The organism is Synechococcus sp. UW179A (genome assembly GCF_900473965.1).
Classification (GTDB): Bacteria; Cyanobacteriota; Cyanobacteriia; order PCC-6307; family Cyanobiaceae; genus Synechococcus_C.
The window spans coordinates 1-1144 of sequence record NZ_UCNJ01000035.1; the positions used below are offsets into that span (position 1 = coordinate 1).

The 1144-nt window shown below is 55.9% G+C and carries 2 protein-coding genes and 1 pseudogene; all 3 read right to left on the bottom strand.

The window, feature by feature from the left end; translation table 11 throughout:
• Positions 1-122: pseudogene (locus DXY31_RS17665) on the bottom strand (ABC transporter permease); the annotation flags it as partial.
• A gap of 2 nt (positions 123-124) precedes the next feature.
• Positions 125-913, bottom strand: coding sequence for a Fe-S cluster assembly ATPase SufC (gene sufC / locus DXY31_RS16260; RefSeq protein ID WP_114994776.1), 789 nt, complete (start codon positions 911-913; stop codon positions 125-127).
• A gap of 48 nt (positions 914-961) precedes the next feature.
• The coding region (locus tag DXY31_RS16265; protein ID WP_170953757.1) for a SufD family Fe-S cluster assembly protein at positions 962-1144 on the bottom strand (183 nt) is incomplete at its 5' end.

The window sequence follows — 1144 nt, forward strand, 5'->3', positions numbered from 1 at the left end:
ACGGCCTCAAGGCGTTTGAGGTCCGTGAGTCGCCAGGCTTCCTGTCGACGGGTGGGCAATCCCAAACGCTGGAGGGCTTCACGTCCTCGCTGCTGCACCGGTGCCAGCACACTGCTCACCATGATCAGGCCACTCCTTCAGCGGCGAGCTGCTTATCAACCCAGTCGTAGCCAGTTTTCTCCAGCTCGATAGCCAGATCACGGCCGCCGGTGCGCAGGATGCGGCCGGCGGCCATCACATGCACGTAATCGGGTGTGATTTCATCGAGCAATCGCTGGTAATGGGTGATCAGGATCGTGGCGTTCTGCGGACCGGAGAGCTGATTCACACCGCCGGCCACGATACGCAGGGCGTCGATATCCAGCCCGGAATCGGTTTCATCAAGGATCGCCACCACCGGTTCCAGCAGTGCCATCTGCAGGATTTCATTGCGCTTCTTCTCGCCGCCAGAGAAACCCTGGTTGACGCTGCGTTCAAGGAAGGCCGGATCCATCTGCACCACCTTGAGCTTCTCGCGCACGTGGTCTTCAAAGTCAAAGGTGTCGAGCTCTTCCTGTCCCCGCTTTTCGCGCCGCGCGTTGGTGGAGACGCGCAGAAATTCCAGATTGCTGACGCCGGGAATCTCAACCGGATATTGGAAGCTGAGGAACACACCAAGACGTGCACGCTCTTCTGCCTCCAGTTCAAACAAGTCCTCACCGCGATAACGAACGCTGCCGCCAGTGACCTGATAGGCAGGATGGCCAGCCAGCACCTTGGAGAGTGTGCTTTTGCCGCTGCCGTTGCGGCCCATGATCGCGTGAATTTCACCGGCTCTGATCTGGAGATTTACGCCTTTGAGGATGGGCTGATCCTCAACGGATGCATGCAGATCATTGATGTCGAGGAGAAGCTCTGAATCCGGATTAATCATGGAGAAAAATAAAGAAATACTGCTTTATTGGGGAGTTGATAAGGGGGATTACCCCACGGCTCCTTCCAGGCGAAGTGAGAGAAGTTTGTCAGCTTCTGCTGCAAATTCCATCGGTAACTGGTTATAAACGTCCTGACAAAAACCACTTACCATCATCGAGACCGCCTCCTCAAAACCAATACCGCGACTCTGCAGATAGAAGAGCTGGTCTTCTGAAATGCGGCAGGTACT

Coding starts and splice junctions, on each gene's coding strand:
- sufC (WP_114994776.1), bottom strand. CDS start 913: ATGATTAATCCGGATTCAGAGCTTCTCCTCGACATCAATGATCTGCAT.